This window comes from Diplocloster agilis, assembly GCF_019042275.1.
Taxonomy (GTDB): domain Bacteria; phylum Bacillota; class Clostridia; order Lachnospirales; family Lachnospiraceae; genus Diplocloster; species Diplocloster agilis.
Genome location: NZ_JAHQCW010000032.1, coordinates 60,264 through 68,949 on the forward strand (window position 1 = coordinate 60,264; position 8,686 = coordinate 68,949).

The 8,686-nt window shown below is 47.0% G+C and carries 7 protein-coding genes; 3 read left to right on the forward strand and 4 right to left on the reverse strand.

All coding sequences use genetic code 11. The features are described 5' to 3' along the window. Positions 1-5: 5 nt before the first annotated feature. Both KTH89_RS17360 and KTH89_RS17365 read right to left on the reverse strand, forming a co-directional pair. Positions 6-920 (reverse strand): hypothetical protein, encoded by a 915-nt coding sequence (locus tag KTH89_RS17360; RefSeq protein ID WP_158346937.1) that lies wholly within the window; start codon positions 918-920, stop codon positions 6-8. Continuing rightward, positions 913-1,278 carry a hypothetical protein gene (locus tag KTH89_RS17365; protein ID WP_158346936.1) on the reverse strand — a complete coding sequence of 122 codons (366 nt, stop codon included), beginning with the start codon at positions 1,276-1,278 and terminating at the stop codon, positions 913-915. The genes KTH89_RS17360 and KTH89_RS17365 overlap by 8 nt, the downstream gene beginning before the upstream one ends. Positions 1,279-1,456: 178 nt before the next feature. Here KTH89_RS17365 and KTH89_RS17370 point away from each other — a divergent pair, with 178 nt between their 5' ends. The 3 genes from KTH89_RS17370 to KTH89_RS17380 are packed head-to-tail and all read left to right on the forward strand — an operon-like array spanning position 1,457 to position 6,315. Continuing rightward, positions 1,457-2,191 (forward strand): LytR/AlgR family response regulator transcription factor, encoded by a 735-nt coding sequence (locus tag KTH89_RS17370; RefSeq protein WP_238722543.1) that lies wholly within the window; start codon positions 1,457-1,459, stop codon positions 2,189-2,191. After that, positions 2,181-4,403: a hypothetical protein gene (locus KTH89_RS17375; protein WP_238722544.1), complete on the forward strand. Its 2,223-nt coding sequence runs from the start codon at positions 2,181-2,183 to the stop codon at positions 4,401-4,403. The genes KTH89_RS17370 and KTH89_RS17375 overlap by 11 nt, the downstream gene beginning before the upstream one ends. Next, entirely contained in the window at positions 4,390-6,315 is a 1,926-nt protein-coding gene (locus KTH89_RS17380; protein WP_238722545.1) for an ATP-binding protein, read from the forward strand. The genes KTH89_RS17375 and KTH89_RS17380 overlap by 14 nt, the downstream gene beginning before the upstream one ends. A gap of 137 nt (positions 6,316-6,452) precedes the next feature. Here KTH89_RS17380 and KTH89_RS17385 read toward each other — a convergent pair whose 3' ends face one another. Both KTH89_RS17385 and KTH89_RS17390 read right to left on the reverse strand, forming a co-directional pair. Further along, the gene (locus tag KTH89_RS17385; RefSeq protein ID WP_238722546.1) at positions 6,453-7,172 is read right to left on the reverse strand and encodes an AAA family ATPase; all 720 of its coding nucleotides are present in this window, start codon (positions 7,170-7,172) and stop codon (positions 6,453-6,455) included. 57 nt (positions 7,173-7,229) lie between these two features. Next, entirely contained in the window at positions 7,230-7,949 is a 720-nt protein-coding gene (locus KTH89_RS17390; protein WP_238722547.1) for a hypothetical protein, read from the reverse strand. Between the last annotated feature and the right edge of the window lie 737 nt (positions 7,950-8,686).

An 8,686-nucleotide genomic window follows, 5' to 3' on the forward strand; every position in this document is an offset into this window, starting at 1 on the left:
ACTTTTTACGTGTCCGTATCCGGTATCATGTCATATAGCGGTAATGTCCAATGATAATCCCGGACGATCCGGATATTCGGGTAAGCCGCTTCGACTTTGTCCCAGGTCGCGTCGGCCGCCTTAATTCCCTGCTGCCGGTAGGTCTCCTGCTCCGTCAGTCCGTGTATCCCGACCTCCTGGAATTCCAGTATGCAATGCAGCTCTTTTTCATATTTCTCACATAATCCCGCTTCCGTTTCTATCATTTCCACTTCATTGGAAAGCCCATAGTCCATGACCGCCACCTCATCACAGGCGTAGGCGATCAGCTGCTCCAGATAGGCCGTAAGTCCCTGTTCGTCGTAATGCCTGGGAATACACTGGATCACCCGTATATTTCTGGATACGGCGTATTCATAAGCCGCCCGCATCCCCTTTACATAGAGATCCATATAATAGACCGGGTCCTCCCGGAACCTGGAAGAGACGTAAGGTTCAATATCGGTCATGATTCCCCGGAACCGATATGCCTCGTCCACACTGTCATTGTAGTCCGCCACTTTTTGGATCTGCCGGGATAACGAGGCCCCGTCCTCCTCAAATCCCCACTCCACGGAGCCCGTCAGGGCGTACACCTTGACCTTTCGCCGATTCATATATTCCATAAAAGAAACCGTTTTATCCATGTCCAGTTCCTCCGGTATCTCCTGATACCACCGGGTGATAGAAAGCGCCCGGATTAACCTGTCTGTCTTCTCCGGATTGTCCACGCTCTCTTCCGTCCACTCAAACATCCCATATTCCCTGCCCCCTGTACTGTCTTTTTTCCTCATAGACAGCGCCAGGATAAAAAGAATGCAGAAAAACAGCAGGACCGGAACCGCCACAGCCATGACCCGGCAAGGTACCGGAATCTTTCTCCCTCTTCGCCCCTTATTCATGTATATACTTCTCCATACAGCGCAGCATCGCGCCGCATACCTGTTCCGGAGTAACCGGCCATACCAGGAACATGGTGGTATCCAGACGGTAGCTCTGGGAAATAAATTCTTTTTCACTGGAAATCCACACCAGAGGGACCCGCGTATCCATATCCCGGACCCCGATAACCGTCTCCATACCGATAGCCCCCTTCAACCCCACAAAAATAACATCAAACTGTTGTCCTTTCATGCGATACAGCAGATCTTCCCGCCATGCAAAATATTCGCAATGTAAGTTATAATGGTACCGGGCAGTAAAAAGATCCAATCCGTCTCTGAATACCTCTTCCGTTTGTGTGCATATTCCGATCAGCATTTATTCACATCCTTTCTGATCTCAATTTAACACGCGCAGCCCGCCTCATAAACGGTTCCGTACCGAACGACTGTTTTTGTGAACAAAAGTCATTAATTTTTTATCTCCAATCATGTAAAATATAAGTGAAGTTATGGTAAAATATAAATGAACACGCATACATATAAAGGTGATGCCTATGCAGATAGCAGTAATCGACGATCAGGAGGCGGATCGCAGGGATCTGATCCACATGCTCTCCAGATATTTTGAATCTTCCAAAGTGGGCGCCGCATGCGATGAATATTGTTCCGGCGAATCCTTCCTCGAATCCTTTCATCCCGGTAAATACGAGCTCGTATTTATAGATATTTATATGGACAAAATCAACGGAATGGATGTAGCGCGCAGGATCCATCAGGACGATGTCCGCTGCCGCCTGATTTTTTATACTACAAGCCACACCCACGCCGTAGAAAGCTATGACGTGAAAGCTTCTTATTATCTGACGAAACCTCTCCCCTATTCACGACTTTGCTGCGCTCTTAACAGCTGCTGCCAGGATCTGCTGGAAGAAAACAGATATCTCTGCGTCAATGTCGGCAAAGCGCAATGTAAGTTATTATTCCGCGACATCTGGTACGTATACAGTGTTTCCCGCAATACCCATATCCAACTGAAGGACAAAGAATTAGTAATCAAGGACGCCATCAGCGGCGTAATCGCCACCTTGATGGAGGATGACCGTTTTCTGTGCTGCAACCGGAATTTCATCATTAATATGGACTATGTGGAATGTGCCATGGATGATTTCTTCCTTATGAAAAATAATGACCGCATCCCGATCCGCCAGCGCGGAAAAAGTGCGGCAAAAAAAATGTACCTCAACTATTCTCTTAAAAATCTGAGGAAGGAGGACCCCTATGAACCCTAACAGATCATACCTGTCCGCCTTTCTGACTGCTTGTCTGATATTCGTCTGTATGATTCCTGTACAAGCCCTGGCCGGGGGACGGACACCGTCCTCCGAAGGAAATTCCGTCCCGGAAGAATCCTTCGGGCCCGCCGTAAGCTGTTCCTCCCCGGAAGAACTGGTCCGGCTCCTGAGCCAGGACGCACAGCCTCTGATTGTCCTGAATCAGGATATAGAGTTTAATAATAAAGACTTTAAAATAGCAGCCACCGTGAATGCAGAGGTAGATATGGGCCCGTACCGTATACATATCGCAAAAAACGCGTCCTTATCCATTGAGGGTCCTGTTCATTTTAAGAGTGAAGATCCGCCGGCCCCGGCTTTCCTTGCAGACGGCAGACTGAGTATTCGGAATAACGCAGCCATATCCGCATACGGCCAGGAAGCCACAGCCATCCAGGTTGGAGAAAGCGGCTCCTGTTCGGCATCCCACGCATCGATTTTGGCGGAGGGCCCTTTGGCGACAGCGCTTACCATCAAATCCACAAATCTGTGCGTCATTGCGGAAACCGTAATCTATGCCAACGGCCGGGATGCCGTAGGTATCAGGACCAACGCGCCGCTCCGTCTGGAATTAAGCAGAGTGGAATCGGAAGGTTCCTCCATTCTGCATGACAGGAACGAACTGATTCTAGATACCTCCGCCGTCATCCCGGAAGCCAATCCCTCCGCAGTCATTGACCGGTACCCGGTCCTGGCGGACCGTCTCGACCAAAACGGCCTGTGTTATCCACAAGGTACCGCCCTTCCGGCAAAGTTACCCACAGAATTAAACTATCTTTTCATAAATGCGGAAGATCCTTCGGATCAGCTGTATCTGTCCGTCCCCGTTATCTGGGAGGAATATTCGGAGGACATGTCTGTTCCGGGCGCTTACATGCTCGTATGTACTCCCGCGGTTCACCCCTGGTTCCCCGTGGAGATTCCATCCTCGATGCTGATGATCCACGTAATATCTCCAAACCAGCCCTTTCTCGAAGGCGCTTACTGGTTTCAGGATGAAATCCATTTAAATTTTTTCAGCAAATTGACAGAAGCGGATCAAATCACACTCCGATATTCCACAGACGGGATGGTAACCTACCATAACGCAGCAGAGGATTTTTCTGTTTTTATGGATCAAAATCACGCCGTTCTGAGCAGTATCCCTTACCTTGATTACTGGTTCCAGCTGGAAGTAACCGGCGGGCCATCGGAAGGCCTGTCCAATATATTATATTTTTCTTCGGCCTCGGAGGATAACAACGGTTTCGGGGGTGGCGACCGGGACGGCGGCGACACGAATGATCAGGATATTCCATTCGTCACCCCAACTCCTACTGAAATACCGCGGGCAACTCCCTCCCCATCCCCTCCCCCGCTTCCGGGAAACGATTCAAGTACGGACCCGCAAACGGAAATAGACACTGATTCGAGCTCCCCTCCTCCTTCCGCTTCAGACCCTGAACCAGGGATCAAACCGGCATCGGAATCCAATTCCGGCACTTCCGCCGGGAAGCAGACCGGCAATACCGGGAATCCGGAGCAGACAGCCCCGTCCTCCAGCGTGACTGCTTCTGCGCAGACGCATCCGTCCGATGCGGAGCAATCTCCTGCTCCGACGCCTGATATTACGGAACCTCCGCTTTTTGAACAGGTGACCAGTACGCAGACTGTCATCTCCGCGAAACGGCTGAATGAATTACTGAAAATAAACTCGGATTACGTACTGATTGAAAAGGATAAGATAGCTGTGGAGTTCTCCACGGCATTTCTCAAAGAATTGGCCATAGATGAGGATTCCATGATCTGCATTCTGGTTGAAAAAATAGACGACCGGTCGTTTCTTATCTCATTAGAGATCGACAACAGGCCCGTGACTGAAATCCCGGGTACAGTGGTACGATTTCCCTATTTTCCCGATGATCTGACCGACACGGGCCAGCTATATTTTTACTGTCAGGAAACGGATACGCGTACCGGCGCGGAGTACCTCAGCGATTCCAGTACCTTGCGCGTTGAGATCGGGGTGTCCGGCGCCTATTTCCTGGAAGAAAAAAAGAAGGACCGCGCCGTAACCGAGACTCCCGGAAACCTGCGGCTGCCCATTATCTGCCTCTTTGGGCTAATCATTCTCTGCGTCATTCTCTTTTGCTACTACAGATCCAAGAGGAGAACACATGAAGAACCTTAATTCCCATATCCGTTTAGGGCTGCTGATTCTGCTGACCGTATCCATATCGTTCGCCCTGTTCGGCCTCCAATACAGATTTAATAATAAATACCAGTTTCGTACCTCACAGCCCATAACCGGCGTTTTGATGCTGGATCAGCAGGACCTGAGGGATCATCCAGTGCGTTATCTGATACAGCAATGGGAGTTCTATCCCGGCATCCTCCTGACGCCTGATGATTTTAACCGGAAGACCCCCGATACCTACCGCCAGTATGTCGCCATCGGCCAATATAGCGGGCTCAACGGCGGCAATCCTTTTCTGCCTTTCCATGGCAGCGCCACTTACCGGTTGACGTTGAGCCTTCCCGAACAGACGCAGCCTTACGCTCTGGAGCTACCTGAGATATATTCCTCTTACCGCCTGTATATCAACGACCGTCTGGCGCTTGAAATGGGAAATCCGGACCCCGCATCCTATGACCCGGAGATCCGGAACAGTATCGTAACCTTTGATGGCAGCGGAACCGTTCAAATCCTGCTGACCGTCACCGACCAATCCGGGATATACAGCGGGCTCACTTATCCTCCGGTATTTGGTTTTTCGAACAATGTATTAAGCCTGTACTATATACAGAATATGCTGCACCTGGCTATCTTTATCCTGGCCTTTCTGGGAACTGCCCTCTCATTCTACATGAACGTCCGGTCAAAGCAGCGCCGAGGCCTGTTATTCGCGCTGTTGTGCATCTGTTTTATGGGCTATACCTCTCATTCCCTGCTGCATACGATTCTGGCCACAACCGTGAATCCCTGGTATCCGCTGGAAATCTTATGTTTTTATACCATGCTGTTTTTAGTCATTTTATTACAAAATAGCATTCTCAGCGTATCCAGAAAGATCGCCCTGTTATCCGGGGTGATCAGCGGGATCGTAACGGTACTGATCCTGATTCTCATACTGATGATTACCTGTTTTCACGTCCGTGCGGGGGAATTGCTCTCCGTCCTGGCCTCGTTACTCAAATATGGTACCGCTTTTTACCTGCTGAGCATGGCCATCTTCACCAGCATAAAAGCAAAGCACTGTCCCCGCACCCTGGTCATTACGCTCATATTTGCCGTTTCTCTCCTGGCTGACCGGCTGATGCCCCTCTATGAGCCGATCATAGGAGGATGGTTTGTGGAGGTAGGCGGAACCATCCTGGTATTCGGACTGGCTGTTGTATTGTGGAAGGATCTTGCCTATGCGTATAATTTCTGTCTCTCCTTCGAACAGTCCCAGCAGCAGTTAAAATACCAGATCGCGGTGCAGGCCGAACATTACCGCCAGCTGTCCCGGCAGATCGCCGCGTCCCGGCAGGCTTCCCACGATCTGCGGCACCATATGCGGACGCTTCGAAGTCTGGCCGAAAAGAATCAGCTGGATGAAATCAGAAAATATCTGGACACCTACGAGCCCACCATATCCTCAAGCGAGATCCAGACATATTCCGCCAACTCTGCCGCAGACGCCGTCGTATCCTACTATGCGTCCACAGCAAAAGAAAACTCCATTTCTTTTGATGCCCTTGTGCGCCTTCCCCCTTCCCTGGACTTTCCGACCGATGAACTGTGCGCGCTGCTGGGCAATCTTCTGGAGAATGCCGTGGAAGCCTGTATCCGCCAGGAAACAGGAAAGCGATTTATCTATCTGCGGGGCCAGATATCCGATCAAAAGCTGGGTATTATCCTGGATAACAGTTACGACGGTAACATCCGGTATTCGGAAGATCATTTTTATTCATCCAAACGAAGCGGAAGCGGTATCGGCATACGTTCCGTGAGATCTATCGTCGAACGCCACCACGGTCTGATCTCCTTTGAACCAAAGGACATGGTCTTCCAGGTATCACTCATGATTCCATTAGCTTGTAATAATGCCGGATGCTAGAGGCTGTCGCACTCACTTAGCGTTCTTCCGGGAGGCTTCGCATGTCCGCTGCTTACGGCTTGGAACCGTGGCGGGATTCGGGGACGCTCCGGACATGCGAAGCCTCCCGGAAGAACGCTAAGTGAGTGTGACAGCCCCTAGACCTCACCCAATAGTTTATGGAGCAGATGGTTTCGATTATTGATAAAAAGCTCTGTCACAATGTAACTATCTGTTTCTTCATATTCGCAGAGATGCAGTTCGCCCTCATCAAAACTAAATATCTCCGCGTCAGGTATCCCAAGCAGGATAGGAGAATGTGTTACTATAATAAATTGCGCTCCATGTTTCGCGCATTTACATATATCCATTAATAGGGTTAATTGTCTTTGCGGCGATAATGCTGCTTCCGGCTCATCGAAAATATAGATACCTTCCGCCCTCATGTATTTTTGCGCTATCGCCAAAAAACTTTCTCCATGGGATTTCTCATGATACTTCTCGGAAGGGTGTTCACTGTCTGCATATTCCTTTTCTTTTGTTGCTACATTATAAAAACTCTCCGCCCTAAGAAAGTAACCTGATTTTGGCCGTCGAAATCCTTTTGTTATTCTAATAGCATCGCATAATTCAGAATGTGAGTCATATGTTGAAAAAGAATAATTTTTAGTACCGCCTTCCGGATTAAAACCATATGCAACAGCCAACGCTTCTAATAACGTTGATTTTCCGCTTCCATTTTCTCCGACAAAAAATGTTACAGACTTTTTAAAATCCAGACCATTTATATCCTTTATGGCATCTATGTTCCGCAAATAACTATCTTGCCTGATTTTTGTCCATTCTATAGATAAGCCTTGAATAAACAGATTATTCACATTTATCCCCCTGCATCCATTCACATAATTGATATATTTTTATAAATAATATAAAAATTATCTGGCCTCATACATAGACAATGAGCCATAATAGGTCGCTACAAATGATGTATCCTGCAAATATTTTCCAACATCTTCTATTCCATAGCGAAGTAGAAAATAATCCATATCATGGAGAATATGAAACATATTGACGGCATGCTGCACATCGTGCGTCTCATGTGCCGCGTTTATTTCGTTCACAAGCAGCTCCAGCTCATCATACAGTTCTTCGTTCTGTACACTTTTTTGCATATCCTGAATGAGAGCAACAAAACTATCCGCATCGAATCGGTTAAAAGCGGTTTCTTCTGTAGTCGTTCCGTCCTCATTTTGCAAATATCCGATCACGATATCACCGCTATCATCGATGTAATTCCAATATAGACTGTCCGGATCTTCTAGTTCTTTAAAAATGCCAGAATTAAAATAAAGACCTTCCCACGTGTTATTTAAGTCCTTTATATTCGTTGTCAATCGTTCTATCTCTTCATCCGACATACCGGTAAGAACTTTTTCTCTTGCTTCCAGGACCTGTTCTTTTGAAGGTACCTGGATAGCTTCAGCAGCAGGCTCATCTGTTTCAACTGAACTGCTGTCCTCCCCGCTAACCACTTGCTCTTGCGAAGTATTATCTATGTCCTCTTTACCCGCAGATTTTGAAATATCAGTTTTATTCGAACACCCCGCTAGCATAAAAGACATACAAAATAATAACATTATAAATGATTTTTTCATATTCCCTCCACAAATTTTGACTTGCGCTCTGTTTGATTTTCCGATAAATAGGGATTGTATTTTACGTTATGTTTTCGTTATGTTTCCTCTTACTGATAACATCCCTTTTTATTATAGTACAATCAGTCCAAATTTCCATCTGTAATCAGTTTAAATTTCTTAATTTTATTATTACCTGCTATGATTCCGTTTCAGCAATTTTTCAATCAAATAGGATGGACATGTAGAAATGAAATAAATCGTCTATTTACCGGCGCGAAATAGAAGGGATATCTGAATATCAAATTACCAGATAGTAGCTTCAAATAATATTCTTAACAGTATCCCATTAATAAAAGCCCCCCCGGGCGAATGCTGCAAATCCGCCCGAAAGGCTTTTATTAATGGGATATGAATATGCATTTTTTATTTTGAGCTTACACATCAGCTACGCGTTAATTTCAAAAATGCACCTGATATGGAGACGTGCTTAGATCATCGGAGCAGGGACGCAAAAAAACCGCAAAACACAATGTTTATGCGGATTTGCGGCAATTCTTTTATAAATCTCTATCGCCCTGATTGGCAGATTATTTTACATTTTACCATATGTTCGATTTAAATCTCTGTTCCATGTACCTTCAAAACTACACACTGTAAAAATCTTTTTCCATCCGTTCGGTTCTCTTCCAAACCTCTAATCTCAAACCTTCAGACCATTCTGGTCAAGCCCTCGACCTATTAGTAGCAGTCAGCTC